The organism is Bacillus sp. AFS031507, from assembly GCF_002584635.1.
Taxonomy (GTDB): Bacteria; Bacillota; Bacilli; order Bacillales; family Cytobacillaceae; genus Neobacillus.
The window spans coordinates 1-25603 of the sequence record NZ_NUOW01000042.1 but is presented as its reverse complement, the minus strand read 5'-3'; the positions used below and the strand labels follow the sequence as shown (position 1 = coordinate 25603).

Annotated in this window: 31 protein-coding genes and 5 pseudogenes; 30 read left to right on the top strand and 6 right to left on the bottom strand. The window is 37.8% G+C overall.

Annotated features, from left to right (window positions below):
• The first annotated feature begins 250 nt into the window (after window positions 1-250).
• From COE25_RS26675 to COE25_RS26605, 14 genes and pseudogenes are all read left to right on the top strand, one after another.
• Window positions 251-1162, top strand: coding sequence for a ketopantoate reductase family protein (locus COE25_RS26675; protein ID WP_098934794.1), 912 nt, complete (start codon window positions 251-253; stop codon window positions 1160-1162).
• 38 nt (window positions 1163-1200) lie between these two features.
• Window positions 1201-2802 carry a long-chain-fatty-acid--CoA ligase gene (locus tag COE25_RS26670; protein ID WP_098934793.1) on the top strand — a complete coding sequence of 534 codons (1602 nt, stop codon included), beginning with the start codon at window positions 1201-1203 and terminating at the stop codon, window positions 2800-2802.
• Between the two features lie 33 nt (window positions 2803-2835).
• Window positions 2836-3984 (top strand): acyl-CoA dehydrogenase family protein, encoded by a 1149-nt coding sequence (locus COE25_RS26665; RefSeq protein WP_098934792.1) that lies wholly within the window; start codon window positions 2836-2838, stop codon window positions 3982-3984.
• 24 nt (window positions 3985-4008) lie between these two features.
• Window positions 4009-5193 carry a thiolase family protein gene (locus COE25_RS26660; protein ID WP_098934791.1) on the top strand — a complete coding sequence of 395 codons (1185 nt, stop codon included), beginning with the start codon at window positions 4009-4011 and terminating at the stop codon, window positions 5191-5193.
• Window positions 5194-5207: 14 nt separating this feature from the next.
• Window positions 5208-5591 carry a PaaI family thioesterase gene (locus COE25_RS26655; protein WP_180247622.1) on the top strand — a complete coding sequence of 128 codons (384 nt, stop codon included), beginning with the start codon at window positions 5208-5210 and terminating at the stop codon, window positions 5589-5591.
• A 13-nt stretch (window positions 5592-5604) separates the two neighbouring features.
• The gene (locus COE25_RS26650; protein WP_098934789.1) at window positions 5605-6015 is read left to right on the top strand and encodes a PaaI family thioesterase; all 411 of its coding nucleotides are present in this window, start codon (window positions 5605-5607) and stop codon (window positions 6013-6015) included.
• Window positions 6016-6129: 114 nt separating this feature from the next.
• Window positions 6130-6567, top strand: a pseudogene (locus tag COE25_RS26645) (SDR family oxidoreductase); the annotation flags it as partial.
• 76 nt (window positions 6568-6643) lie between these two features.
• Window positions 6644-7813 (top strand): thiolase family protein, encoded by a 1170-nt coding sequence (locus COE25_RS26640; RefSeq protein WP_098934788.1) that lies wholly within the window; start codon window positions 6644-6646, stop codon window positions 7811-7813.
• Window positions 7776-8198 (top strand): acyl-CoA thioesterase, encoded by a 423-nt coding sequence (locus COE25_RS26635; protein ID WP_306573007.1) that lies wholly within the window; start codon window positions 7776-7778, stop codon window positions 8196-8198. The genes COE25_RS26640 and COE25_RS26635 overlap by 38 nt, the downstream gene beginning before the upstream one ends.
• A 46-nt stretch (window positions 8199-8244) precedes the next feature.
• On the top strand, window positions 8245-9666 hold the full coding sequence (locus tag COE25_RS26630; protein ID WP_098934786.1) for an aldehyde dehydrogenase family protein: 1422 nt from the start codon (window positions 8245-8247) through the stop codon (window positions 9664-9666).
• A gap of 262 nt (window positions 9667-9928) precedes the next feature.
• The gene (locus COE25_RS26625; RefSeq protein WP_098934785.1) at window positions 9929-10699 is read left to right on the top strand and encodes a hypothetical protein; all 771 of its coding nucleotides are present in this window, start codon (window positions 9929-9931) and stop codon (window positions 10697-10699) included.
• A gap of 280 nt (window positions 10700-10979) precedes the next feature.
• Window positions 10980-11315: a hypothetical protein gene (locus tag COE25_RS26620; RefSeq protein ID WP_098934784.1), complete on the top strand. Its 336-nt coding sequence runs from the start codon at window positions 10980-10982 to the stop codon at window positions 11313-11315.
• Between the two features lie 698 nt (window positions 11316-12013).
• Window positions 12014-12598 carry a TetR/AcrR family transcriptional regulator gene (locus COE25_RS26610; protein WP_098934782.1) on the top strand — a complete coding sequence of 195 codons (585 nt, stop codon included), beginning with the start codon at window positions 12014-12016 and terminating at the stop codon, window positions 12596-12598.
• 326 nt (window positions 12599-12924) lie between these two features.
• On the top strand, window positions 12925-13734 hold the full coding sequence (locus COE25_RS26605; RefSeq protein ID WP_180247621.1) for an SDR family NAD(P)-dependent oxidoreductase: 810 nt from the start codon (window positions 12925-12927) through the stop codon (window positions 13732-13734).
• Between the two features lie 52 nt (window positions 13735-13786).
• Here COE25_RS26605 and COE25_RS26600 read toward each other — a convergent pair.
• Window positions 13787-14065 (bottom strand): annotated as a pseudogene (locus COE25_RS26600) (tyrosine-type recombinase/integrase); the annotation flags it as partial.
• Between COE25_RS26600 and COE25_RS31080 the strand changes: the two are divergent.
• Entirely contained in the window at window positions 13949-14290 is a 342-nt protein-coding gene (locus tag COE25_RS31080; protein ID WP_180247617.1) for a hypothetical protein, read from the top strand. The pseudogene COE25_RS26600 and the gene COE25_RS31080 overlap by 117 nt on opposite strands.
• Window positions 14291-14298: 8 nt before the next feature.
• Here the strand turns inward: COE25_RS31080 and COE25_RS31075 are convergent, their stop codons facing one another.
• Window positions 14299-14445 (bottom strand): hypothetical protein, encoded by a 147-nt coding sequence (locus tag COE25_RS31075; RefSeq protein ID WP_180247620.1) that lies wholly within the window; start codon window positions 14443-14445, stop codon window positions 14299-14301.
• A gap of 62 nt (window positions 14446-14507) precedes the next feature.
• Here COE25_RS31075 and COE25_RS31915 point away from each other — a divergent pair.
• The 6 genes and pseudogenes from COE25_RS31915 to COE25_RS32410 all read left to right on the top strand — a co-directional run.
• Window positions 14508-14692: pseudogene (locus COE25_RS31915) on the top strand (NADPH-dependent oxidoreductase); the annotation flags it as partial.
• Between the two features lie 273 nt (window positions 14693-14965).
• Entirely contained in the window at window positions 14966-15565 is a 600-nt protein-coding gene (locus tag COE25_RS26590; RefSeq protein ID WP_098934821.1) for a nitroreductase family protein, read from the top strand.
• A gap of 273 nt (window positions 15566-15838) precedes the next feature.
• A pseudogene (locus tag COE25_RS32155) lies at window positions 15839-15895 on the top strand (hypothetical protein); the annotation flags it as partial.
• A gap of 104 nt (window positions 15896-15999) precedes the next feature.
• Window positions 16000-16095: an IS3 family transposase gene (locus tag COE25_RS31910; protein WP_373605378.1), complete on the top strand. Its 96-nt coding sequence runs from the start codon at window positions 16000-16002 to the stop codon at window positions 16093-16095.
• 777 nt (window positions 16096-16872) lie between these two features.
• Window positions 16873-17058, top strand: coding sequence for a phospholipase D-like domain-containing protein (locus COE25_RS26580; RefSeq protein ID WP_098934780.1), 186 nt, complete (start codon window positions 16873-16875; stop codon window positions 17056-17058).
• Window positions 17025-17147 carry a hypothetical protein gene (locus COE25_RS32410; protein WP_373605377.1) on the top strand — a complete coding sequence of 41 codons (123 nt, stop codon included), beginning with the start codon at window positions 17025-17027 and terminating at the stop codon, window positions 17145-17147. The genes COE25_RS26580 and COE25_RS32410 overlap by 34 nt, the downstream gene beginning before the upstream one ends.
• 153 nt (window positions 17148-17300) lie before the next feature.
• Here the strand turns inward: COE25_RS32410 and COE25_RS26575 are convergent, their stop codons facing one another.
• Both COE25_RS26575 and COE25_RS31070 read right to left on the bottom strand, forming a co-directional pair.
• A complete protein-coding gene (locus COE25_RS26575) occupies window positions 17301-18488 on the bottom strand; it encodes an MFS transporter (protein ID WP_098934779.1) in 1188 nt (395 codons plus the stop codon).
• A 179-nt stretch (window positions 18489-18667) separates the two neighbouring features.
• Complete coding sequence (locus tag COE25_RS31070) at window positions 18668-18808, bottom strand: hypothetical protein (RefSeq protein ID WP_180247619.1); 141 nt, start codon at window positions 18806-18808, stop codon at window positions 18668-18670.
• A 426-nt stretch (window positions 18809-19234) separates the two neighbouring features.
• Between COE25_RS31070 and COE25_RS26570 the strand changes: the two genes are divergently transcribed.
• Both COE25_RS26570 and COE25_RS31270 read left to right on the top strand, forming a co-directional pair.
• On the top strand, window positions 19235-19567 hold the full coding sequence (locus tag COE25_RS26570) for a GntR family transcriptional regulator (protein WP_180247618.1): 333 nt from the start codon (window positions 19235-19237) through the stop codon (window positions 19565-19567).
• A 290-nt stretch (window positions 19568-19857) separates the two neighbouring features.
• Window positions 19858-20010, top strand: coding sequence for an IS110 family transposase (locus COE25_RS31270; RefSeq protein WP_218964344.1), 153 nt, complete (start codon window positions 19858-19860; stop codon window positions 20008-20010).
• A gap of 589 nt (window positions 20011-20599) precedes the next feature.
• On the opposite strand, the gene COE25_RS26560 is transcribed toward COE25_RS31270, so the two are convergent.
• Window positions 20600-21058 carry a MarR family winged helix-turn-helix transcriptional regulator gene (locus tag COE25_RS26560; RefSeq protein ID WP_098934777.1) on the bottom strand — a complete coding sequence of 153 codons (459 nt, stop codon included), beginning with the start codon at window positions 21056-21058 and terminating at the stop codon, window positions 20600-20602.
• A 230-nt stretch (window positions 21059-21288) separates the two neighbouring features.
• Here COE25_RS26560 and COE25_RS26555 point away from each other — a divergent pair, with 230 nt between their 5' ends.
• The 3 genes and pseudogenes from COE25_RS26555 (at window position 21289) to COE25_RS26545 (ending at window position 22363) form a co-directional block, all read left to right on the top strand.
• Window positions 21289-21726, top strand: coding sequence for a MaoC family dehydratase (locus COE25_RS26555; RefSeq protein WP_098934776.1), 438 nt, complete (start codon window positions 21289-21291; stop codon window positions 21724-21726).
• Window positions 21727-21801: 75 nt separating this feature from the next.
• Window positions 21802-22011, top strand: a pseudogene (locus COE25_RS31265) (L-2-hydroxyglutarate oxidase); the annotation flags it as partial.
• Between the two features lie 25 nt (window positions 22012-22036).
• Window positions 22037-22363, top strand: a complete 327-nt coding sequence (locus COE25_RS26545) for a DUF3870 domain-containing protein (protein ID WP_098934775.1) — start codon at window positions 22037-22039, stop codon at window positions 22361-22363.
• Window positions 22364-23084: 721 nt separating this feature from the next.
• Here the strand turns inward: COE25_RS26545 and deoC are convergent.
• Entirely contained in the window at window positions 23085-23750 is a 666-nt protein-coding gene (deoC, locus tag COE25_RS26540; protein WP_098934774.1) for a deoxyribose-phosphate aldolase, read from the bottom strand.
• Between the two features lie 609 nt (window positions 23751-24359).
• On the opposite strand from deoC, the gene COE25_RS32530 reads away from it, so the two are divergent.
• From COE25_RS32530 to COE25_RS26525, 4 genes are all read left to right on the top strand, one after another.
• On the top strand, window positions 24360-24515 hold the full coding sequence (locus COE25_RS32530; protein ID WP_483861198.1) for a hypothetical protein: 156 nt from the start codon (window positions 24360-24362) through the stop codon (window positions 24513-24515).
• Complete coding sequence (locus COE25_RS26535) at window positions 24503-24880, top strand: aminotransferase class I/II-fold pyridoxal phosphate-dependent enzyme (protein ID WP_483861197.1); 378 nt, start codon at window positions 24503-24505, stop codon at window positions 24878-24880. Before COE25_RS32530 ends, COE25_RS26535 begins: the two co-directional genes overlap by 13 nt.
• Window positions 24867-25202 carry an ArsR/SmtB family transcription factor gene (locus tag COE25_RS32150; protein ID WP_306573002.1) on the top strand — a complete coding sequence of 112 codons (336 nt, stop codon included), beginning with the start codon at window positions 24867-24869 and terminating at the stop codon, window positions 25200-25202. The genes COE25_RS26535 and COE25_RS32150 overlap by 14 nt, the downstream gene beginning before the upstream one ends.
• Window positions 25203-25361: 159 nt before the next feature.
• A partial coding sequence (locus COE25_RS26525) for an oxidoreductase (protein ID WP_483861196.1) occupies window positions 25362-25603 on the top strand: 242 nt, incomplete at its 3' end.

The following is a 25603-nucleotide window of genomic DNA, read 5'->3' as shown; positions in this document are numbered from 1 at the left end:
CAAGGTAATTAAGAGGGTCTTCTAATGCCCGCGGGTAAGAAAAAAGAGTCCTCAAGGTAATTAAGAGGGTCTCCTAATGCCCGCGGGTAAGAAAAAAAGGACCTAAGGTAATTAAGAGGGTCTCTTAATGCCCGCTAGCAAGAAAAAAGGACCTCAAGGTAATTAAGTGGGGGATTTTATATCTTTTATCCTATCAATCAAACTCAACAAATCCATTTAGAGTAATGCATAATATTTTGGAGGAAGTTTTATGAAAATAGGGGTTGCAGGCACCGGTGCCGTTGGCGGTTATTTTGGCGGACTATTACAAAAGGCCGGACATGAGGTCATTTTTTTGGCAAGAGGTTCAAATCTTGAAAGAATGCATTCAAAAGGTTTATTGATTGAAAGTGAAGTAGATCGATTTACGGTAGATGGAATCTTTACTGATCAATATGAATCATTTTCAGAGATTGACCTGCTTTTATTTTGTGTGAAATCAACAAGCACAACCGAGGTTGCTGCGAAATTTCTTCCGATTTTAAAAGAATCCTCTCTCATTATGACGTTTCAAAATGGGGTAGATAATGAAGAAATTCTTGCTTCCATATTCGGTGAAAAACGAATTCTATCATGTGCCACTTACATTCAGGCAATTGTAACCGAAGACGGTGCCGTTAAACAAATTGGTGTTCCGCCAAGACTGTTGATCGGGGCTTTGGATGAGGAGAAGACTGAACAGGTAAACGAAATTTCAGCTAAATTTAATGCTGCAAACATCGAAACATTTACCTCAAGGAACATTTTAGAAATAAAGTGGAAAAAATTGCTTTGGAATGTCACCTTTAATCCTATAACAGCTCTAATTGAGTCTAAAGTAGGCGCCGTGTTTGAAAATGACGGTATACATTCTACTGCGGTCAAAATTTGTAAAGAGTCCATTGCTGTAGCAAGAGCACTAGGTTTTGAGATCGATGAAGATTTTTACGAAACCATATTTGCTCAAGGTAGCCTGGCGAAAAATCACCATACCTCGATGCTTCAGGATAAGTTAAAAGGGAAAACACCTGAACTTGAATCCATCGCCGGTTATATCGTGAAAAAAGGAAAGGAATTGCAAGTGGAAACACCAGTCCTTGAAACAATCTATCATTTATTAAACTATCAAACAATTAAACAATAAAATTTTAGATTCCATTTGGAGAGGTGAAAGATTTGATTATGGAGCACGAACGTCCCTGGATGGAACAATACCCCGAGACGACGATTCTTTCCTTTCATATCCCAGAAGTTAGTTTGTATTCACTTTTGGAAGATACGACAAGGAAATATAGTGACAAGACCGCTATCATTTACGATGAGGATAGCTTGACGTACAAGCAGTTAAAAGATCAGGTCGACCGACTAGCAGCTGCCTGGAGAAACCTAGGAGTTAAAAAAGGGGATCGGCTTGGTTTAATGGTATCCAACCATCCCTTCTATGTGATTTCCTATTATGCTGCATTGAAGCTAGGAATGATTGTCGTTCAGATTAATCCGCTTTATACCCCAAGAGAACTTCTGGAAATACTTCATGATGCACAAATGAATTATTTAGTTACAGAACCACAGAGTCTTGAAAAAATATCACAACTAAAAAATTCCTATGCTTTTAAAGGATTATTTGTTACAGAACTTTCATCAAAAAAAGATGGCATTTACAGTATTCACGAGTTAATAAACTGCTTCAATCCACTGGTTGATTCATGTTTGATTAATGCCCAACAGGACATTGCCGTCATTCAATATACTGGTGGAACGACAGGGAAAAAGAAAGGGGCCATGCTGACACATTATAATTTAGTGGCGAATGTCCTTCAAAGTAAAGCTTTATATGGTGCAAACATGTTTTTTGGCGAAGAAACCATCTTAACGGCGACGCCCTTATATCATGTGTATGGGATGACAAGCGGGATGAACCTTGCCATTTACATTGGGGCAGCAAATCTGTTAGTCAACAAGTTTGAAATCGAAAAAGTCCTTAAGCTCATTCAAACTCACAGACCAACCTTCTTTCCAGGTGTTCCAAAAATGTACAATGCATTTGTTAATTACCCTGAAATTGATAGGTATGATTTAACCTGTTTTAAAACCTGTTCAAGTGGTTCGGCACCATTGCCAATAGAAGTCTTGAAGAAGTTTGAGGGGTTAACAGGTGCCTCCATTCGCGAAGGCTATGGGCTTTCTGAAACTTCTCCATCGACCCACCGAAATCCGCCGGATGGCTTGATGAAGGTCGGCAGTATTGGTATTCCTCTGCCGAAAACAGACTGCCGGATTGTCGATGATCATGGGGAGAATCTTCCGGAAAAAACTGTTGGGGAACTATTAATAAAAGGTCCCCAGGTGATGTTAGGTTATTGGAATAAGCCTGAAGAAACGAATCTATCCTTACGGGATGGCTGGCTCTATACCGGTGATTTAGCCACAATGGATGAAGATGGATATTTTTATATTGTCGGCCGGAAAAAAGAAATGATTATTGTCGGCGGCTTTAACGTTTACCCGCAGGAGGTCGAAGGTGTGTTATATGAACACCCCGATGTCCTTGAGGCAGCGGTAGTAGGGATACCTGACAGAGAAGCAGGAGAACTTGTTAAAGCCTTTATTGTACCCAAGGAAGGCAAGGGTATAAACATCAATGAGTTAAGGGAGCATTGCTACCAACTCTTAACCCGTTACAAAGTGCCAAAGCAATTTGAGATCATCGAAGCCTTGCCGCGGAATACGGTTGGTAAGGTTTTGAAACGAATCCTTTTAGACGAATCAAAGAAAATGGTTTAACCGATAACTTTAGCTGAACTAGGGGTGCTATCCATGAACTTTGAACTTAACGAAGATATTCTGTTTATGAAATCGAACGTCAGAGATTTTATTCAAACCGAGGTTGAAGCGGTTGCGATGCAAATTGAAGAAGAAAACCATATTCCAGAAAGAATTATCAATCTCTCAAAGGAGTTAGGGCTGTTTGGGTTAAGTATCCCTGAAGAGTATGGCGGCCTTGGGATAGGCATGGTGGGTAAATGTGCTTTGTACGAGGAAATTGGGCAAACACATAATGGCTATACCACATTAATTGGGGCTCATACAGGCATTGGAACCGTAGGAATCGTGGAAATGGGAAATGAACTGCAAAAGAAAAAGTTTCTCCCTGATATGGCAAGCGGAGAAAAACTGGGAGCATTTGCATTGACTGAACCTGATGCTGGTTCAAATGCGGCAAATTTAAAAACTACGGCTGTAAGAAGGGGGGATAAATACATCTTAAATGGCCTGAAGCATTACATTACAAATGCCACTGAGGCAAGTGTATTTACTGTCATGGCTGTTACAGATCCTGAAAAAGGGGCTAAAGGCATTACCTCGTTTATTGTGGAAAAAGATTTCCCTGGGTTTCAGGTCGGAGCAGTGGAAAAAAAGATGGGTTTAAGAGGTTCACATTCAGCGGAATTAATTTTTGAAGATTGCGAAGTTCCAGTGGAAAATGTACTGGGCTCAGAAGGACAGGGATATGTAAATGCTCTCAAAATTTTAGCAAATGGCCGAGCAGGTCTTGCTTCACGAAATCTCGGATCCTGTCAAAAACTATTAGAAATGTCGACCAGATATGCTAAAGAACGAATCCAATTTGGTAAACCAATCATCAAGAATCAGGCAGTCAGCCACATGCTTGCGGAAATGGCGGTTGAAATTGAAGCGCTCCGTTCCTTTACCTACCGTGTGGCTTGGATGGTTGATTCAGGAATGAAGGTTATCAAAGAAGCGGCTATGCTGAAGCTTTATGGTTCAGAGGTGTATAACCGTGTGGCAGATAAAGCTGTGCAAATTCATGGGGGTTTGGGTTATATCGCCGACTATCCTGTTGAACGCTACTATCGTGATGCCAGGATTACCAGAATCTATGAGGGCACATCTGAAATCCAGAAAAATATCATTGCAGCACAATTAGAAAAAGAATATAGCTAAATTAATTTATCTAGGAGGGATTTCATAGTGGAAGAGATTGTTATTTTAAGTGCCGTTCGTACACCTGTCGGAAGGTATGGCGGCGCATTAAAAAGCCTTAATTCCGGACAGCTCGCTTCAATTGCCATTAAAGAGGCTATAAACAGGGCTGGTATTTCAGCGGATCAAGTCGATGAAGTCATCTTGGGAGAAGTAAGACAGACTACCGAATCTTCGAATGTGGCCAGAGTGGCAGCGTTGAGGGCAGGGGTTTCTGAAAGTGCAGCTGCGTTTACGATTAACCGCTTATGTGCATCCGGTATGCAGGCTATTTGTTCAGGTGCTCAGCAAATTGCTTTCGGGCAAGCAGAAATCGTTGTTGCCGGTGGAACAGAGAGCTTGAGCAATGCCCCTATTTATCTAAGAAACTCCCGCTTTGGCGGAGACCAAGCGAAGTTGGTTGATTCGAACACAGAAGCTGGTCAACAGCCTGTTGAAATCTATGGTAATGACCTTGGAATGGGGATAACAGCAGAAAATGTAGCGGAGAGATTTTCGATTTCACGAGAAGACCAGGATGCTTTTTCGCTTGAAAGTCAATTAAGGGCTGCTGCTGCGATAAAAAATAACCACTTCCAGGATGAAATCGTTCCGGTTGTGATAAACAGCAAAAAAAGTTCCTTTACCTTTACGGTTGATGAACATCCAAGACCTGAAATAACTTTTGCAGCGCTGAGCAAACTTCGGCCTGCATTTAAAGAAAATGGCACCGTTACGGCTGGCAATGCCTGCGGCAGGAATGATGGTGCAGCTGCATTAGTGCTCACATCTGCCAATAATGCTGAAAAATTGGGATTGAAACCGCTTGCTAAAATTGTTGATTGGACGGCGGTAGGGGTTTCTCCAGAAGTCATGGGAATTGGCCCTGTACCAGCGGTTAAGAAGCTTTTGGAAAGAACAAACTTTACTCTGGAAGATATCGATTTAATTGAGTTGAATGAAGCATTCGCTTCGCAGTCATTAGCTGTTATTCGCGAATTACAATTAGATATAGCGAAAGTAAACGTAAATGGAGGAGCTATTGCGCTTGGTCATCCACTTGGAGCAACGGGAGCAAAGATTAGTACGACCTTAATTCACGAACTAATACGCCGTGGTAAAAAGAGAGGAATCGCTACTCTTTGCGTCGGTGGCGGCCAAGGAATGGCATTGATGGTCGAGGTCCTATAGAAAGGAATATGGAATTGAACAAAGCCAAAACATCATCAACTTTTATTGATTATATGGGGTTTACTAGCACAATGACTGATAAGTTTGAACTAGATTTATCCTTGCAGCAGCATTTACTCCAGGACGATGGTACGATTCATCCTGGTGTTTTTTCAACCATGATTGATATTTCTATGGGTGCTACCATCTCTGTGGAAACAAAATCGTTTGCTACTACGATTAATCTAAATCTATCATTTTTCGACCTTTCGCCGAGAGAACATTATCAGGCGGAAACGAAAATATTGAATCAAGAGGGTAAATATGTAACTGCAGAGGGAATGATCTTTTCACAAGACGGAGTTCTAATTGCTAAGGGGATTGGAACCTTTAAAGCAACTCCTATTAAAAAGGGGTAGAGAAGGGGGGAATATGTTGAAGGTGATGGAAAAAGAAATGTTTAAAGGAATTAATAAAAACCCTTTTTTTAATCATATCGGATTTGAAATCGTAAGCGGACATGAAGATGAACTATCACTAAAGCTGGAAGTAAAGAAAGAACTATTAAACACAAATAATTCTCTTCATGGAGGAGTTCATGCCTCCATGCTTGATATGGTCCAAACCATTCATCTGCGCAAAATATATCATACTTCTGTATCAGCAGTGAATTTGGATGTACATTATTTTGCCCCAACAAACACTGGAGATCTCTTTGCTCGGGCAAAGGTACTCCAACAGGGATATAAATTAGCGACGATTGAATCAGAAATATTAGATGAAAATCATCAGCTTATTGCAAAAGGAACAGGTGTCTATAAGATACTTAGACAATCGGAATAAAAATTTTTCCTAAAAAATACTAGATTAATATAAGATTTTTTGTATCCATTCATCAAAAATAGTGATAGTAGGTTCAAGAAATATGTTTCTACTATATCAATGAAAAAATTGTCGAAAAGGGTGCTGAATGTAAATGCTACAGGCACGTTCTTAATGTCACAGGCAGTTGGAAAAGTGATGCTGGAACAAAAATCAGGAAAAATTATCAATATTGCCTCTGTAGCAGGTCTGCAAGGAAGCAATCCTAAATATATGAATGCGATTGGCTATAACGCGAGTAAAGGCGCTGTGGTAACTTTTACTAAGGATTTAGCAGTGAAATGGGGACCACATGGTATTTATGTTAATGCCATTGCTCCAGGATTTTTTCCAACGAAAATGTCTAATGGTTTACTGGATAAAGGCGGAGAAGCCATTCTTGAAGGCACACCATTACGAAAATTTGGTTCAGATTCCGATATAAAAGGAGTTGCACTTTTCTTAGCGGCACCAGCTTCTAATTTTGTAACTGGGGATATATTAGTTGTTGATGGCGGCGCACATGCGATGTAAGAAAAAATACAGATAATACAAGACTCCTAGAAAATATACAAAAGCTTTTAAATAAAAATAGAGGTGAAAATAATAGATGAAAAGAGATGCAGTAATCGTTTCTGCCGTACGTACAGCGATTGGCAGGCAAGGAGGGGCCCTAGCGAGTGTCCCTGCTCACGTAATAGGTGCAGAGGTTATCAAAGAGGCATTAAATAGAGCGAAACTCAAACCTGAAATGGTCGATGATGTTATTTTTGGTAATGTGTTGTCAGGCGGCGGAAATATTGCAAGATTATCAGCATTGCAAACAGGGTTATCGATTGACTTACCCGGTTTAACAGTAGATCGGCAATGTGGTTCTGGCATTAATGCCGTCAATCTTGCAGCCCAGGCGATTCGGGCAGGTGATGGTGACATCTATATAGCTGGTGGAACTGAAAGTATGAGCCGTGCTCCCTATTTGATGGCCCGTCCAGAAAAACCATTTCATGCTGAACCGCCAAGATTTATTAAATTACAGGTTTCTACAGAAGAAGCAGGAAATCCACCGATGGGTATAACCGCCGAAAACCTAGCAGAAAAATATCAGATTACGAGAGAAGAGCAAGACGAATTTTCGCTTCAAAGCCAGAGACGTATGGCGGTAGCGATGAAAGAAGGCCGATTTGACGAACAAATTGTGCCGATAACGATTCCGGTAAAAAAGGGAGAGCCAGTTATTTTTAATACCGACGAGCACCCTAGACCGCAAACAACCATCGAAGGATTGACAAAACTTCAGCCGGCATTTCTTAAAGGTGGAACGGTGACAGCTGGAAGCAGTTCAGGATTAAATGATGCAGCCTCTGCTCTGGTCATAATGTCAAGAGAAAAAGCTGAGGAATTAAATCTAACTCCATTAGCAGTTATTCGTGACTATGCTGTTGCGGGTGTTGACCCTAACATTATGGGAATAGGTCCCGTTCCTGCAGTCCGAAAGGTACTAGAAAAATCTGGTCTACACCTAGATGCGATTGACCTGATCGAAATCAACGAAGCTTTTGCAGCTCAAGTTTTAGCTTGTAATCGCGAGCTTGAAATGGATTTGGAAAAAGTAAACGTTAACGGTGGGGCTATTGCTCATGGTCATCCGCTTGGGGCCACTGGTGCAATCCTGATCACGAAAGCAGTATATGAATTAGAACGCTCCGAAGGAAGATATGCTTTGATTACCGCTTGTATCGGCGGTGGTCAAGGAATCGCCACTATCATCGAGCGTGAATAATATCAAAACAGAGATTCATAGGAATAGGAGGCAACTACTGCCTCCCCTTCCTTCCTTTGTTTCCTTCCTAGAGGATGCTCGAGGAGCTTGGTACATGAAAGCGGGAATTTCCTATGAGGAAATGCGAAGAAAGAAAATAGGGACCGTGATCCTTAAGCTAGATATTATGTTTCTGAAAGAAGCTAGACTAGGAGATACTCTTATAATTATCACTCATCCCAAAAAACTAGGTACTAAGAGTTTTGTATTCGAACAAAAAATTTATAATCAATTAGAAGAACTTATTACAGAAGCAACTGTAACCTCAGTGATGTTTGATACGAATTTAAGAAAGAGTATACCTGTGGTGAATGAAATTGCGCAGAATTTTTCAATTTTAGACTAATGCTGGTAGGGTACAAACGATAATATAAAAAAAGGTGTGAGATATAGTGAAAAAGAAATTGTATTTTAATGGTGAATGGCATGAATCTGAAAAATATATAGATTTACATTCTCCCTATTCAGAAGAGAAAATTGCTGAGATTCCTCAAGCCTCTAAAGAGCAAGTAGCTTCCGCCATTGATGCTGCTTATAAGAATCGAGAAGTAATGGCAAGTCTTACAGCTTATGAAAAGGCTGAAATATTAGAAAAACTAGTCAGTTTGTTACTTGAAAATAGATTAAAGGCAGCTGAAATTATCTCCTTAGAAGCAGCAAAGCCAATAAAGTTCGCATTAGGTGAAATAGATCGTACGATTGAAACCTATAAATTCTCGGCAGAAGAAGCAAAACGTTTAACTGGAGAAATGATTCCTATGGATGCTGCGAAAAACGGAGCAAATCGCTTCGGTTACACGATAGAGCAACCAATTGGTGTAATTGGAGCCATTACACCATTTAACTTCCCGCAAAACTTAGTAGCACATAAAGTGGGACCTGCGATTGCAGCCGGAAATACAATCGTTCTTAAGCCTGCATCGCAAACGCCTCTTTCAGCATTGTTTTTAGCTGAATTAATTGATCAAACAGCTTTACCTAAAGGCGCATTTAACGTTATTACAGGTAGTGGTAGAACCGTTGGTGATTCATTGGTTACAAGTGAAAAAGTAAAAATGATTACATTCACTGGCAGCCCTGCTGTTGGGATTGGTATTCGCAACAAAGCTGGCTTGAAAAAAGTCGCTCTTGAACTAGGATCGAACGCTGGTTTAATTATCGACAAAAATGTTGATTTATCCCAAATCGTTCCTAAATGTGTTAATGGGGCTTTTTCAAACCAAGGTCAGGTTTGTATTTCATTACAACGCACCTATGTAATGGATGAATTATTCGATGAATTTATTGAACAATTTACAAATGCTACTAAGAAGTTAGTCATTGGAAGCCCACTTGCAGAAACAACGGATATTTCTGCAATGATCAATCCCGATGAACAAGAACGAGCACTTAGCTGGGTACAAGAAGCGGTGGAGAACGGTGCTGAAATCGTAACAGGTGGCAATATTAAAAATGGAGTCTTCATGCCAACCATTTTAAAGAATGTAGACTCCACTCTAAAGGTATCTTGCCAGGAAGTTTTTGCACCAATTGTAGTTGTGAACAATATTTCTTCTGTAGAAGAAGGAATTGCAGCAATTAATGATTCAAATTATGGCCTACAAGCAGGGATTTTCACAAATGACATTCAAACAGCATTCAGAGCTTCTAAAGAGTTTGAAGTAGGCGGTGTCATGATTAACGATATTCCAACTTACCGTGTAGACCAAATGCCATATGGTGGCGTAAAAGAAAGCGGCACGGGTAAAGAAGGTTTGAAATATGCAATCCTTGAAATGACTGAAACGAAACTTGTCGTTTGGAATCAATTATAAACATAAATAATAGATTGAATTATTATAATAATGTGTTTATAAACTCACAGATTACCTATATTAGTTATTTTCAAACGCCAGGTATCTCCAGATACTGTCATCAGTTTAAAAAGATACCTGGTGTTTTTTTATGAATAAAAAGTAATTTGTTCTGATTAACAACCTACTATACTGAAACTTTCTCCTCACACATTAGCTGCATCATCCATAATCGATAAAGAAATGGCGAAGAAATAGCCCAAGAATAGTTTGCACTAAAGAAGTGTATTTTACAGATAAAACAAAAAATCAAACATTACAACTTTTTAAAAAGGATCTAAATAATAATCAAACTACTCAATTAACTAATGACCTTAATCATGTTGATTTTTTAGAATTGGATGAGAAGAACCAACTTCTTTTTATGAGGGTATTGTTAGGTGATAATGACCGTAACTTTCAAATGGCAATATATGATTTAAGGAACAAAAAAATAAAACTGTGGAATAATCAGGATAAAGACACATCAGTATTTATGATGGATTATAATTCAAAGAAGAAACAATTGCTTTTAGTAACGAATTCGGTAAAAAAAGAGTATGAAAAAATTGAACAAGCTAACAAGAAAGGAATTCCTCCAGAACCACCAGCTTATACTCTATCTATTTATAATAAAGATGGACAGAAGGTAAAAGGTATAAAAAACATAGAAGTTTTCTTAACAGGTGCATCGTTATCTACAGATGGGAACAACATTTTAATTAGTTACTTTAACAACCCAAAAGAACATACTTTCAGTATCGCAACAATAGATATGAAGAGTAAGAACACTACACTCCTCTTAAAAGACCCAACTGTAAGTATGCGGCAACCTGAATATAACAAAGATAAGAGTGGATTTTATTTTTTAGCAGACAAGAATAAACAAATAAATATAAATGACGAGAATGTTAATGAAGTAACTCTAAACTTCTACGAAATAAAAAATAAAATAATATCTAAAACATGGTTTTGTAAGAATGGGGAAGTTGTAAATTTCTATGTAGAGAAGTGAACTTTGAGAAGTTATTGACCTAACTGGGTGCTATAGTTGAGGAAGGGATCATCATTTGATGGTCTTTTTTTTTATTTCACAAATAAGTCACAAGTAATTTGTCAATTTTTGTCTAATACACCTAATATCAAATAATTAGGTGAGGCGATGATCTTGCTTTGGTGGTTAAGGGAGTTTTGGGATAGGTTTTGGTATTTTCGTAGAGGGAAGATTAGATATCATGTATGGGATTACGGAGATACATATAATGCATCAGCTTCGGACGGAAGAATGACTGTTTATGACGAAAAAAGCAATGATACCAACCCACGCACTATACAAAAAATTGACTCTAGATCGACTTGTTACAGTATATCAACTCCCATCATTTTTAATGGCTAGAATTGAGAATTTAGAGAATACTACTAATGAGGTGATTATGATGGCTCATTCTTTCGGAAAAACTGACACTGATTTCGAACCAAAATTTAATCAACTTGTACAAGAACTAAAAGAAAAATTAATAGTTGAATTTCACAGAGTTTGTGAGTCTTTTCCTCCTGAAACAACTAAAGAAGATTGGATTATCACTAGAAAGGAACAACTAATTGAAGGTTGGAATGAGGAGCAGTCATAGTGTCTGCTCTTTTTTGTAATGAAATAACTATTTTATTCAAAATGAAAGCCACTCCTAAAATTGAAGGAGTGGTCACCAAGGTCTCTTGCTCAGGGTCAAGGTTTAGTTGCCTGCTACATTGCTTGATAGAAATAAGTTCGTCAGAGCCCAGAGTATTTCTATGGCAGCGATAGGAAGTTTCACACGAATGCGAATATCTAACTCCATCGGGACGTCAAGAGGCTTAGATTAAAGTCTACTCGATGCCCCTTGGTAGGACAATTTCCCTTCAACCTCTTCGACTCTCATAACACACTACAGGCAACCATATTATACCATAAGTTTGGTACATTTTGTCCAAGTACACCAGAGGCTCCAAAAGAGATGGCTTTGTTTAAGCTACAAACAGCATTAATAAGTGAGCTAAAAGAAAGGGAGCTAGTTTTTAAAGGAGATGGATTTGCTTTATATAGGGACAAATAGGTGAGAGCCAATCTTGATAAGTTTTGTTGAAAATCCTTCTTGAACTAACGTAAGCAGGTTAGGTGAATAAAGATAGAGGCTAGGGAACAATACATATAATTGTATTACATTAGTATTTCTTCTTATGATACACCCTATCTTTGCAGGAGAAGAGATTGAATAGCCCTGGCATTATGAAAATTAATTCTTTACTGATCGTTCTCAATATGTTATATTGTTAACAGGAGGGAAATGAAATGGCAAGAAGCAAAGAGTACGAAGAGTCCGAGGTTTTAGATAAAGCGATGAGGCTCTTTTGGGAACAGGGTTACGAAAAGACATCCATGACCGATCTGGTCGAGCATATGGGAATCCATCGCAGAAGCATGTATGACACATTTGGCGACAAACATACGTTGTTTCTGAACGTTATGGATCGCTATAGCGATAAACTCAGCGCCGATCTTGCTAACGGAGTTAAACTCTCCAAGACTGCAACGGAAGCTCTTCAGTTTATTTTTGAATTCATGATTCGTTTAAATGTAGATGAGGACTTGCCTTCCGGCTGCTTAATGGTGAATTCGGCAGTGGAATTAGCAGCTCGTGATGTCGATGTCGATACAAAGTCTACTCAATCATTTATATCAGCAGAGCAGGCACTCAAGGAAATTATTCTTTGGGGACAGAGGGACGGTGAATTCACCTCTGATTACGATGCCGAGGAATTGGCGGAATATCTGCATAATGCATTGGTTGGAATAAGGGTAATGGCAAGAACCTCGGTTACTATAGAAAAACTTCAACGCATAACCAACTTGTCAATTAAGTTTTTAGAAAAATGATTGGTTTATTATTTTTTTTAACATTATTAGAACGTTCATTCTCAAATGATTGAGTCTCTTTGTATCTAAAGCTATTTCTCACTAACCTCTTGTGCATTATTTAGAATGATCGTTCTTGTTTGGACGTCAAAGAACGCAACTTCTAATCTCTTGCGGATATTTTTTACAAAACATCATTTAGATATAATGGATAAATTTGGGTGATTATATTAAAGATTCAAATTATTAACTTTAAAAAGCTATAAGTTATTGATCGATCGCCGTCAAGTTTTGCCATCAAAACGGTGGTTCAGGTCTGAATAAATAAAAAGGGAGAAATGAAAACAATGAGTAAAGTATGGTTTATTACAGGAACTTCGTCAGGATTCGGACGGCAATTTGTGCAGCAGCTACTTCAAGCCGGCGACAAAGTGGTCGCTACGGCACGCAAACTTGAAGCTATTCAGGATTTTAAAGAACTGGCACCGGATCGTGTTCACCTCGTTGCTTTGGACGTGACAAACAAGGCGACAATTCAATCCGCCGTTCAAGAAGCCGTTGACGTTTTCGGGAAAATCGATATTGTCGTGAATAATGCCGGATACGGTCTGTTCGGTATGCTGGAGGAGTATACGGATGAACAAATCCGGAAGCAGTTCGACGTCAACGTTTTCGGTGTACTAGATGTCATCCGAGCAACACTCCCCGTCTTTAAACGTCAAGGATCGGGCCATTACGTTAATTTTTCATCCTTCTTCGGAACTTGGTCCATGCCTCCGTACAGCATATACGCTGCATCCAAGTTTGCAGTTGAAGGCTTCTCCGAAGCGTTCGCGCAAGAGTTCGCAAGCTTCGGGATCAAGACGACGATCGTGGAGCCTTCCGTGTTCGCAACAGAGTTTTTCGGCGAATCGATGCAGCTTACCGAGAAGAAACAAGAATATGCTTCGCATTATGAAGCATACGAGAAAGGTATGTCGAACATCAAGATCGGTGACCCGGCAAAAGCAGTGGAACTGATCATTTCCGTTATAAAAAGCGACAATTCGCCGCTTCGTTTGGCAGTTGGATCTCAAGCTGCATATACGATTCGAGAAGCTTATACCAAACGGCTTGAAGAAGTCAACACATGGTGGGAGCGTTCGGCTGAAGCCTAATTGTACTGCACCCCAAGAGTTAGAGCTGAATTCTGACTTTTGGGGTGCTTTTTTATGGATAAAAATACTTCCTATAAAATTCCTGTCTGATGCTTCCGCTTAATTGCGTATAAATCCGGGTAGTTTCACTTTTTTCATGACCTAATAAGCTTTGAATAACATCGAGAGGTGCTCCATTATTCAATAAATGGGTTGCATAGCTGGGGCTCAGTTGGTGCAGATGAATATCTTTGTTAATGCCAGCACGGTTGGAAATCCGCTTAATTATGTATCGCATCGTGGCAATGCTCATTCGATGAGGATCGCGTTCCGTGACAAAGATAGCAGGATCCCTGTATACACGACATTTGGTACAAGTATTGTGATCCAACACTATGTTGGAGAAGTTATTGCGAAAGACCATTGTCGCCTGGTCTCGAATTCAGATATTTTTACTCCTCAGGGAAGTACCAAGCTCCAAGTCATCTGGGACCTGAGTGTAAAATCTATTAATGATTCTCAAGTGGAATTCACCAACCTGGTCATTATTCATCCAACTGAAGAATTCTTACGATGAGCGAGTTCTTAAGATGTAATCATCGCAATATCAACGTAGAAGTAACCTATTAGCCGCCGCTTACCTGTTATCGGCAGCACTCTTTTGTCAAAGAATTCGATGCGGCCATCAGTATTTTCTTTTTTCTTGAACGGTACTTTGATCACCAAATGCATTGCGATTTTCTTTCTCACCTTCACGTATTTCGGGGTTACAACTTTCTTGCCACTTTACGCTGGAGCACCTGCGAGGCATTCTGGGCGAGCTTTCCGTTGTGGACGTTCGGTTCAAGCAGCGTTATCGCTATACACGGATTTCGAAATCGGAGGATTTAAGCCCGCCGACCTGCACCTGACGAACGTGAACTGCATGCTGGACCAAGTTCTGGCTTGGAGCGGAGCATTAAAGACGCTTCGTTCTTAATTGCCTGGGGCTGTAGCATGTCATGATGGGATTCATAGAGCATCATTAAAGGGCGCTATTCTGAATAATGAATAGGAATAAGGGTATTTTATTAATGGTAAGATATCACTTACTAAAGTTCTGGCATAAGGTCAAGGAAAAGCTAAGACCAAAACAAGTTAATTGACAATAAGTTCTTTATTGTTTATAGTTATATTGAATTCGAGATATATTATATAAAGATATATCAATTCAAGATTATAAAATGGAGGAATCCTCGTTATGACAATTGCGTTGAAAACAGATTTTTACACTGCACTTAAAGAAAGACGTTCAATTTACGGCATTAATAAAGATGTACAAGTATCGGATGAAAGAATTAAAGAAATTGTAGAATTTGCTGTGAAACATACGCCTTCAGCTTTCAATTCTCAAACGGCACGTCTTGTTGTATTGTCAGGCGCAGCACATAATAAATTATGGGACATTACAACTGAAGCATTAAGAAAAGTGGTTGGGGATGGAGACTTTTCAGCAACTCAACAAAAAATGGATTCCTTTAAAGCAGGATATGGAACCGTATTATTCTTTGAAGATGAAGCTGTTGTTAAATTACTTCAAGAACAATTTGCTCTTTATGCTGATAACTTCCCAATTTGGTCAAATCAAGCATCAGGTATGCACCAATTAGTTGTATGGACAGCATTAGAAGCAGAGGGACTAGGAGCAACTTTGCAACACTATAATCCGCTAATTGATGATGAAGTGAAAAAAGAATGGAATATCCCTGATAATTGGAAACTGATTGCGCAAATGCCATTTGGTAATCCAACAGTTCCAGCAGGTGAAAAAGAATTCCAATCACTTGAAGATCGTGTGAAATTTTACAAGTAATCTAACGCTTATAAAGATCTACTAAATCAGTTTCCATTAGCGGAACTGGTTTTTTTACAATAGATTTTAAAAGTAGGGCAATGGTATAAATTTATCCGAAACAACAGTTAAATACATAGATTTACTTCTAGAAAAAAGTGAATACATTCGAACTGAGCTAAGCTCGAAAGTTTTTGCTATTTTTGCTATTAAGAAAGGAAAAAATTGCAGGGGGTTTGACAGGATTGGTAAGAATTTAGCTGGGAAAGATTTAAGAACGACTGATTTACGAGGATCTTATTAATTGCTGCTGATTTAAGAAATATAGATCTAAGAGGTGTTGATTTTATTAGAACTGATCTACGTGTTGCAAATATAAGTGGGGCAAATCTTTCTACAAGTATGTTTTTAACCCAAATGCAAATTAATTCAGTTAAAGGTAACGATAAAACTATATTACCTTCGCATATACTGATTATGTTCATTGGTTTAATAACATCAGAATTCACGGAACACTTGGATATTTAAGCCCGATTGAATATAAAAAATGACACCTTAAAAAAGTTGTCTAGTTTAGTGTTGACATACCAAAGACGACGGTTTCTTTATGGAGAAATCAGATGGCTTTCACTTAAACTAACAGTCGACTTTTTTTATCTAGATTGCGAATCTGATAATATTGACTTTTGTCAGATTAGAAATGTTAATTTTATAGGGCTTGTCCTTACTTTTTTTTAGGTAATATCCAATCTGACACATGCCTACATTCAACTTCGGTTATTTACTAGCCAGTACAGCCTTAAGGCTGTACTTTTTCTTCAGAAATAAGGCCTTTTTTAGAATCTGCCTACATTCCGTAGGATTAACAGACGTTGAAGTTGTAAGATGGATGGGTGATTCAAAAGAGCTAGTAACCTTACTTAAAGGTCATCCCAATTTGGGCCGACTTTTTTATTATTCCTTAGAATCGTTCATTTCGACCTGGATAGTAAAAGTAAAAAGCTAACGGATACTCTTAGAACTTTTTCGTTTATGTCTAAATCGCTTTTTTATGTCTTCATTTCAAATTTCTTCAAAGTAATAAGCATTTGCGATTTGTAATGTCGTTGGCAATGCAAAAAAAAAATAGAGCATATAAGCTCCCGTTGAGTATCAGCCCCACCTACGCTGAATACCGTGATGGCCACCTTTGCCATCCGACCCAATTACATTATAAATGAAAACGCTTACAAACTCAAAGGATATGCATTGATCTTTGAGGGTATAGCCCCTTCAATCCATCGGAAGCTTTTTCAATTTTAATTCGTAAAGCAAAAGAAGGAGTTAAGGTGCGCCTGCTATATGATGGATTGGGCAGTCTTGAATTAAGCAAATCCTTTATTCAAGAATTAAAGGATGCCAATGTTGAAATTAATGTATATTCGACGATAACCAATGCATTTTTTAATAAAAAGCTCAATATTATCGAAACCATCGAAAAATTGTTGTCGCGGATGGTACCACTGGTTTTCTAGGAGGCTTTAGGAATCCCCATCTGAACAAGTGGGGATTTTTTGACGCTTACTTTGTAAAAAGTTTTTTGATATTGTGCATACTATCATAATACACAAAATGCACAGTCCCCTTAAAAGTAATTGTTCCATTTCAACATACATCCCTTCTCTTCCGTACATAAATGTGGATTGGTAATGTTGTTGACCAAGGGAGTGGTGGACCGAAGGCGCGGATATTAGTTTGGAAATGATTCTTTAAGCAATCAGCCAGTTCCTGTTTCATTCGTTAAAAATGTTAATCCATAACAAAGAAGCATGAGTAAATAGATTCCAGATACCAGTCCAATCCAATGAAGGCTGATCCAGATAAATCCGCCGGCCCAGCCAATGATACTGGAACCCAGATAATAGAACAACAAATAAAGGGAGGAAGCGGTGGCCTTCCGATTCGCAGGAGCTGCCACTCCTACCCATCCACTTGCAGTCGTGTGCCCGGCGAAAAAACCAAAAGCAAACACGGCGATTCCCAGGATTTTCAGCCACAAATTCGAAATAAGAGTCAGCGATGCACCAACTACAAAAATTAGACAAGCCAGTCCCATCAATTTTTTACGTGAATGATGGTCAGCCAATTTTCCAAACATGGTCGAACTCCACATGCCGTCCAAGTTCACAATAAATAAAAACCCAAGAGCGGTTTGGCTTAAATGGTAGGGTGCTTTGGTTAACGGATAACCAATATAGTTAAACAACATGATATACGAACCCATAACCAAAAACCCCATTGTGTAAATGGGAAACAGCCGTTTACTGCCAAGTACCGCAGCTAATGCTGTCAGATACTTAGTGAAAGGCGTTTTTTCCGTTTTGAAATTCCGCGAACTTGGTAAATAAAACCAAAAATATAAACTGCATAGAAAACAAGCGAAGCCCAAGACAAAAAAGGCGATTTGCCATGAAAATAAATCAGTCAATGGACCAATCGCTACACGCCCGATAAATCCGCCCACAGCTGTTCCCGCAACATACGCTCCCATCGTACCGCCAATGCTTAACGGAGAAATTTCTTCATTTAAATAAGCAATTGCAATGGCGGGAAAACCTGATACACTAATCCCTTCCAACAGTCGAATAAATAGAAAAAACCCAAAGCTGTAACTGAAAGCTGAAATAATCGAAAGGACTGATGTTACAAACAAAGAAATGGCCATGATTCGCTTCCGGCCGATTCGCCTTGATAAAAATGGAATGAACAATAAGCTTGCTGCAAGGGCAAGTGTAGGCAGCGAAATGGATGCGCTTGCGGTTGCAGGAGATACTCCGTATTGCTTCGAAAAAACATTAATTAATGGCTGCGGTGCATACAAAACGGAAAAGGTAACAATGCTACCAAGCAGCATAGATATTAACACGCGCTGGTAAGCTTTATCTTTTTTCTCTATGTACTCCATATTTCTCAGTTCCCTTCTTAAGTCAATTAGTACTTTAGAACATAACTGAGAAAAAGTCAAAGTACCAAGCGGTCTGGCATCCATACTTTATTGATTCAGGGTGTTCATTAAGTTGTATATCTAAATGCATAAATTTACATCTTTTTACATCTGTCAAGCCGTTTTTGGACTTATCTGACTTACCCCCTCTTTAATTCAACTGCTACTTTTTTAACACCCGGTTTAACAAATAGCATGGAAATCATCCCATAACAGCAAAAGGGTCCTGCTAAAACCCTTGTCAAATCTAGTATTCTGACACCCGCTAAGGCACCGCTCATTAATAATCTCCTCCTTTTGAAAAAATAAAAAAAGCCAGTTTAAACCCCAAAAAGGTAGTTTAAACCGGCTTTTGTTCGTGGGTTCTCTTCTGCTAAGAAGATCAGACGAATTTAGGCAGTTTTATTAATTCAATAAATCATTTGTTCAGAATGAGAAAGAGGGTAACTCTTTAACTGTGAACTAATCATAATATTCACATAGTTATTGTCACTTGTCAATAAAAAACTACGAAAAGGATTTCAAGGAAGAATATTTTCATCCTAGTCGGTTTGAATAAACTTTGTAAAATACCAATGATTTAAAAAGTATTGAATCCAGTTCGAATAAAATTGTATCCAATTTTTAAAATTTTTATATTAAAAACGTTAAAAACAGCTGATATATTGTTTTTATTGTATCCAATTTAAAAAGAGGTGGATATTATTTTGGGAAATGATAGTGAAGATAAATCAACAGTTGTAATATTTGTAACGAAAAGTCTCAGGAAAGCGATATTGAATGGAACATTAAAGAAGGGAGATCGGCTTATCCAAGAGGAATGGACTGAGCGACTGGAAGTGAGCCGCATACCATTTCGAGAGGCGCTTACACAGCTTCAGATGGAAGGCTTGGTGGAGTTGATCCCGCATAAAGGTGCTATCGTCACTCCAATTACAAGAGACGACATAGAGGAAATCTACCATACTCGCGCTTTATTGGAAGGGCTTGCAGTTGAGAAATCTCTTCCGTTTTTAACAGAAGTGGATAAAGGCCATTAAAAAGGATACTCATTGAAATGGAAGAGATAAAATATCAGATGCTACTAATGATCAATATATTCAGCTGAATGCCATTTTTCATGAAACATTGAGAAAAGGATGTCCATGGCTGAGAGTTCAAAAAATAGTGGAATCAATTAGAAAGTTAATAAAAAAGCAGGGAGAAAAAGATAATCTTCGAGTGTGTTATGAAGCTGGTCCAATAGGCTATGGTTTATATCGGCTTTTTCTTAGCCTAGGAATAGAATGTGAAGTGATTGCACCATCTTTAATCCCTAAAAAAACTAGGTGTGCGCATCAAAACTGACCGTAGGGATTCGATTAAACTAGCAAAGTTATTTCGCGCTGGCGAATTAACTCCTGTTTATGTGCCAACAGAAGATGACGAAGCCCTTCGGGATTTAGTTCGGGCTCGTGAAGATGCCAAAGAAGATGAGTTATGAGCCAAACATCGATTATCCAAATTCCTTTTACGAAATGATATTCACCCTCCTTTCAAAGGAAAAAAGTGGACTCGTAGATATCGTGAATGGTTAAATACTCTAAGGTTTGAACGTTCCACTTCTAAAGTAGTTTTTCAAGAGTATCTGCACCATCTACAAGAAATTGAGCAAAGGGTAAAACGATTTGAGGAAGAAATTAAATTACAATCGACCGAAGGTTACCATGCGCCAATGATTCAAGCACTCCAATCATTAAGGGGAATAGCTACGATTACAACTACCAGCCTTGTGGCTGAGATAGGATCATTTAAAAGTTTTGCCCTGTGGGGGACCTATCATAAGTAATATGAACCCTAAAATTGCACTTAAAAGAATATATAGAAACAAATACATAATTATCCTCTACTTTCATGACATTTGTGTTAGTTAATATTTACAATTACGGAAACCCTTCTTCACTAAACTGCTTCGTTAGCGAATAAGAAAGGCGACTGCTCTTATTGAACAATCGCACCCTATAGTTTAAGTACAAGTTGTCACAAACTTGTTTATATCAATAGAAATTCTGTTTATCAAATGAGTATAAATTTTAACCTTCGTATAACTCAATAGATTCTTGTAAATTTATTAGCGTTTCTAACAAATCTTTATATTTTTCCTTACCCATACCATTTTCAACTTTTTCTTGTATTTGTAACCAAATTGGCGTTGCTTCCTCTAATTTGGCAAGACCCATATCGGTTATCGAGATAGATTTTGTTCTTGAATCATTTTTATCCTTTGTAATGTTAACATAGCCACTTTTTTTGAGGATATTTACATTACGAGTAATAGTAGTTTGATCAAGTAACATAATCTCTCCTAGCTTGCTTATTGAAATCTTTTTATGACGGGCGACGTTTACTAACATATAGTATTGGGTGACTTTTAAGCCAGTAGGTTGCATTTGCTTTTCATATACTTGTGTAACAATTCTTGCTGCTTTTCTAAGGTTCGCACTGGCACAAAATTGTATAATATAATCCATCTCATTGTGATTGTTATTCATAAAGCAGATCTCCTTTCGAATCCTTTCAAACTTAATATGTCGTTCACGATATTATCATAAAAGAGGCATTCGATATTTAATTGGAAATTATTTCTTGACAGATAATATGTTTACTAATACCATTATATATGTATATACATGAATTTAAAAAGAGAAGAAAAAAACATTTTTTCTTTTTATACTGCGTTCAATATATGTATATACATATAAATGAATGGAGGAGGTATTCTATGGCACTTTATCTTGATGATTTAAAAGTGGGTGATACTTTTATCAGTGAGAAATATCATTTAAGTGCAGACAAAATAAAAAGATTTGCACGTGAGTTTGACCCCCAGGTTTTCCATTGTGATGAGAATCTAGCAGAAGATACTTTTTTCAAAGGATTAGCTGCTAGTGGTTGGCATACCGCAGCGATTACTATGAAATTATTGACAGATAGTCTGCCTTTTGCTCATGGGATTATTGGAGCTGGTGGAGAGATTAAATGGCCACAGCCAACTCGCCCAAATGATGTTTTATATGTAAAGAGTACAATTAAAGAAATCAAGCCTTCTAAATCAAAACCTAACCAAGCTCTTGTAATTGTTGAGTGTGAAACTTTAAATCAATATAATGAGGTTTGTCAAAATTTAGTAACAAAACTTTTAAGCTTTAAAATGAGTTAAGGTTACAAAAGTCAAAGCTATCGAGGGATTTTTGCAGTTTGAAGCTCTTATCGAGAGCTTTTTTCTTATCTTTAACTGATCTCGGCACATTCAGGTGTTCGTGCTCAAGCATTAAAGTATGATGGAGATATGGTAGACGATTTCCATATTATCATGGGAAAATGCTCAATCCATGTATGTAATGCACCATCGCCAGCAGCAACAGCGTCAATTGAAATTGGTAAAGAAGTGGTAAGGCGTATTCCAATACAGACGAGATTAATAGAATCAGCCCAAGTTATCTAAACTATTTTTAGGAGAGGTAGATCATATGTTAAATGGAAAAACTGTTTTTATCGCTGGACACGCACGTTTACCCCAAGGAATGGCACCCAAAAGTGTGTTTGATACGTTAACGATTACAGCAGAAATAGACAGAAAATATGGGGTTATACTTGAGGCATCTTGTACATTGGCTACCGAACAGGCACGTCAATTTATTGGACAGATATTGAGGGGATTAAGTTTAAAGGATGGAATGGATGAAGCAGTCGATGCCATCCAAATGTATTATCACGGTAAGGCAACGAATGCACTGATAGCGGCATTAAAAGATCTTGCTCTCCATTATGAACAACTGAAATCGAGTGAAAAGTAACGAATCCAGGATGGTTAGACATTTTTTATAAAAACTATTTGAAAATTTAAAATGATTTGACCATTCTGTTTAGAAGTGATATATTTTTTAATAACTAATATTTATAACATGTTTACCTTTTGAAAAATCGCCTTTTCAAAACCGTGAAACTGATTCCGCTAGGCCTAACTATATCATTACAGAATCAGGAATTGGTTATCGATTTATGACCAATACTTAATTTTTGCCTTACCTTAATTCGTTTGTTTTAGTTGATTAAGTGGGTAAATTAAAGTAGGAAAGGGAAAGAGGGCAAGCAAAATAGGGAGCAATTTTTACAAAACTATATAAAGAATAGAGAGAATCGGATATACTAAAATTGGTGGATTGAACATAAATACAATTGATTTAATTAGATAAATACTAGTGGCATTTTTAATGAAAATTCATTAAAGGTAGATTTGGCGGTAATTCTTTTAATTTTACTAACAGCAATTAATTTGCAATTAGTACGTGGAGTCTTCAAAACTGCTTGAGACTACGTGTGTGGTCTGGCGGGTTCGATTCCCACGAAGTCCCCCAATCCAGCTATATCAAGGGTTCTAAGCTTGAAGAGCATGGGGGGCAATTGTATTCTTATAAAGAAATCCTCGTGTTCAACCACGAGGATTTCTTTATAATCACTATCAACATGTATCATATAAGTCGCTTTTTAAGCGTAAAACATGACTCTTTGTTTTTATTAATAACCAGTAGAGTCTGCTTTACCAGTGAATAAGGCAACACTTGAGCTTGAACCAATTCTTGTTGCTCCCGCCTCTACCATGGCTTTCAAATCGTTAAGATCACGAACGCCGCCGGAGGCTTTTACTCCGATGTCTGGGCCTACTGCTTTTCTCATTATTGCAACATCCTCGACTGTTGCCCCGTACAAAGAAAAGCCAGTTGATGTTTTGACAAAATCAGCTCCCGCTTTTACCGCTAATTCACATGCGCGAACTTTTTCTTCTTTTGTTAATAAGCACGCCTCTATTATTACCTTAACTAATGCTTTTCCTTTTGCAGCATCTATAACCACACGAATATCTTGCTCTACCAGTTCATCATTTTTATCTTTCAATGCCCCGATATTGATTACTGTATCGACTTCCGTAGCGCCATTCTCAATTGCATTTTTTGCCTCAAACGCTTTTGTTTCAGGGGTATTGGCCCCTAATGGAAACCCAATCACTGTACAAACCTTTACATCTGTATCTTTTAAAATTTCTGCTGCCTTTTGTACCCAAGTTGGGTTTACACATACAGAAGCGAAACCATATTGCTTTGCTTCTTCACATAACTTTACAATCGCTTCTTTTTTTGTGTCCGCCTTTAATAATGTATGATCAATTAAATTTGCATAATTCAAATGAACCAGCCCCTTACAAAATAAATAGGAATAATAGTTGTCAGACGACCAACAACAATATTCGTTACGATTATAACAAGAAAATCACTTAAGTAAACATTTATTTTATATTTCGATAAATCGTCACATTTCATACAATTCACTTCCATTTTCATTTTCACCAGATTCTATCTAGGTTTTATTGGCGTGTGGAATTCATTAAAATAAGTGGATGGTTAAAATATTATAAAATTGGATGGTTATTTTTCTGAGATGCTCAATATTATAGGAGGGATAGTATCTTTCCATTTCCACATATGTTGCCGAAAATTTAATACACATCTTGTAGGAGGCTTTCAGCTTTAATTTTTAAAGGCGAAAGTTATGAAATACGCGATGAAAACCTTAAAAATTTCCAGCCCACCCCGGTCCTAGATTTTTTTAATAGTGTCCATTATTCGAGTAAAAGTTCATCCTCACAAAGGACTGAACAATAATACCATTACAAACAAAATGAAATCACTTTTATACCTATTGACTAATGACCAGAAAGGTAATTATTTTATGAATGTCAGTTCGAAAAAAAACAAAGAGAAAAATAATATATGATATAAAAAAAGGAGGTAGTAAATGGAATGGAAACCAGATTACGAAGAAACGTCTTCCAAGCTGGAACCGGCGTTTTTACCCAATCTACCTGTAACCCAAAGGATACGAAAAGAAGCGGTAGAACATAAACTTATCATCTTAAATTATCAGAAGATCTTTTTCCAATGGATTCCTTAAGCCAGATTACAACTACAAGATCATTTATTGGTAGCTTAGGTTATGATCATCCACAGGGGAACGTGATACTCAGTGAATCCATTACAAAGCATGTTAAGCTATTTCGGAGAATTGAGACAAATCCTTCTTCCATATTAATTACAACTGGAGCACAACAGACTCTTCATTTAGTGGTTCAATGTCTGTTGAAGCCAGTTGATGCAGTAGCAATAGAAGACCCTTCTTATAGCTTTAATCTACCAATTTTTAAAACCGCCGGGATAAAACCATATTATTTATCAGTAGATAAGGATGGTATTAATCCAGACGAATTAATGGATCTAAAATTTCTAAATCCTATATTATGGAGTAGTGGATTTTATTAAATGGTCCACTCAACGGGCGTTTATTTACTTTGAATTAAAAATGGAAAAGAACTCTCTTGACAGATCATCTAGGATAAAATACAATATTTCTAGAAATACTGAAATAATAAATGCTGAAAAGGATATTTTTAGCTGTGATGATGATATTGCAGTAAAAGTCTATAAGGCACTAGGTGAATCGACTCGTTTACAAATCGTAAAATTACTTGCAGGGCAATCAGAGTTAGCTTGCCTGGAAATGGCACATCAATTAAAAGTTCCTGCCAATTCAACATTGACGCATCATTTAAAACCATACCATTACTCGATTGCGGATTATTAGTAGTTCGCAGAGAGGGAACCTTCAGATATAACAGTTTACAACGAGAAGTCCTTGCACAATACGCTCCCGCTTTACTTTAATGTTAAAGCGGAATAATTTTAATTTTAATTTCAGTATTTATAGAAATACAGAATAATCGAAATGAACGGGGGAAAATTTATGGTTCAAATTAGCAAAGAAACAAATTCTTGGGGAAATTTAAAAAATGGTATAGAAAGTAAATTGTTTGAACCGATAAAAATTGGAGCTTGGAATTTACGCTCTCGTATCGCAATGGCACCGTTAACAAGATCCTTTGCAGATGATCAAACAGGCGTAGTAGGAGAGGATATTGTTGAATATTACCGAAAACGTGCTGCTGATGGAATTGGTTTAATCATTTCAGAAGGAACGGTCATTAG

Coding starts and splice junctions, on each gene's coding strand:
- COE25_RS26675 (WP_098934794.1), top strand. CDS start 251: ATGAAAATAGGGGTTGCAGGCACCGGTGCCGTTGGCGGTTATTTTGGC.
- COE25_RS26670 (WP_098934793.1), top strand. CDS start 1,201: ATGGAGCACGAACGTCCCTGGATGGAACAATACCCCGAGACGACGATT.
- COE25_RS26665 (WP_098934792.1), top strand. CDS start 2,836: ATGAACTTTGAACTTAACGAAGATATTCTGTTTATGAAATCGAACGTC.
- COE25_RS26650 (WP_098934789.1), top strand. CDS start 5,605: ATGTTGAAGGTGATGGAAAAAGAAATGTTTAAAGGAATTAATAAAAAC.
- COE25_RS26640 (WP_098934788.1), top strand. CDS start 6,644: ATGAAAAGAGATGCAGTAATCGTTTCTGCCGTACGTACAGCGATTGGC.
- COE25_RS26620 (WP_098934784.1), top strand. CDS start 10,980: ATGACGAAAAAAGCAATGATACCAACCCACGCACTATACAAAAAATTG.
- COE25_RS26610 (WP_098934782.1), top strand. CDS start 12,014: ATGGCAAGAAGCAAAGAGTACGAAGAGTCCGAGGTTTTAGATAAAGCG.
- COE25_RS26605 (WP_180247621.1), top strand. CDS start 12,925: ATGAGTAAAGTATGGTTTATTACAGGAACTTCGTCAGGATTCGGACGG.
- COE25_RS31075 (WP_180247620.1), bottom strand. CDS start 14,445: ATGCATTTGGTGATCAAAGTACCGTTCAAGAAAAAAGAAAATACTGAT.
- COE25_RS26575 (WP_098934779.1), bottom strand. CDS start 18,488: ATGGAGTACATAGAGAAAAAAGATAAAGCTTACCAGCGCGTGTTAATA.
- COE25_RS31070 (WP_180247619.1), bottom strand. CDS start 18,808: ATGAGCGGTGCCTTAGCGGGTGTCAGAATACTAGATTTGACAAGGGTT.
- COE25_RS26560 (WP_098934777.1), bottom strand. CDS start 21,058: ATGAATAACAATCACAATGAGATGGATTATATTATACAATTTTGTGCC.
- COE25_RS26555 (WP_098934776.1), top strand. CDS start 21,289: ATGGCACTTTATCTTGATGATTTAAAAGTGGGTGATACTTTTATCAGT.
- COE25_RS26545 (WP_098934775.1), top strand. CDS start 22,037: ATGTTAAATGGAAAAACTGTTTTTATCGCTGGACACGCACGTTTACCC.
- COE25_RS32530 (WP_483861198.1), top strand. CDS start 24,360: ATGGAATGGAAACCAGATTACGAAGAAACGTCTTCCAAGCTGGAACCG.
- COE25_RS26535 (WP_483861197.1), top strand. CDS start 24,503: ATGGATTCCTTAAGCCAGATTACAACTACAAGATCATTTATTGGTAGC.